Source organism: Paenibacillus sp. MMS18-CY102, from assembly GCF_009789195.1.
Lineage (GTDB): Bacteria > Bacillota > Bacilli > Paenibacillales > Paenibacillaceae > Paenibacillus_T.
Map to the genome: position 1 here is coordinate 1 of NZ_WSTC01000099.1, position 521 is coordinate 521.

Sequence of the window (521 nt, forward strand, 5' to 3'; positions counted from 1 at the left end):
GTAGGTACTCCGCATCGGTATCTGTTACCGTCGGCCTGGCAACATTAAGTGCGCCGAATGTTACGAAGTTCATAGATAGCGATGGCGGGCTTAACTTAACCTGGACGCAGATTGCAGGAGCGGCACACTATGAAGTAAAACGCTCGGAGACGCCAGGAGGCCCTTATACAAGCATTGGCATTGTGCAAAATGGGTCTTACATGGGCTATCTCGATGTAGATTCAATAAATGGGGACAATCAGTACAAGTCCTATTACTATGTCGTAACGGCAGTGAACGGATCGGCAACGAGTGTGGTTTCCAATGAAATCGCCTTGATTCGTCCGGGTGCACCGACCAACGTTCAAGTGGTAGCAGGAGACACAACTGCAACAGTTACGTGGAATAGCGTGACGCATGCAACCAGCTACGCGGTGTATATGTCGACTTCCGAAAATGGTTACTACCAGTATGCTGGAACCACAACGGGCACGACAAAGACCATCACGCAATTAGTAAATGGAACGACGTACTACATTAAG

Annotated in this window: 1 pseudogene; it reads left to right on the plus strand. The window is 48.8% G+C overall.

Features of this window, described 5'->3' with window-relative positions:
• Window positions 1-521, plus strand: a pseudogene (locus GON22_RS25625) (hypothetical protein); the annotation flags it as partial.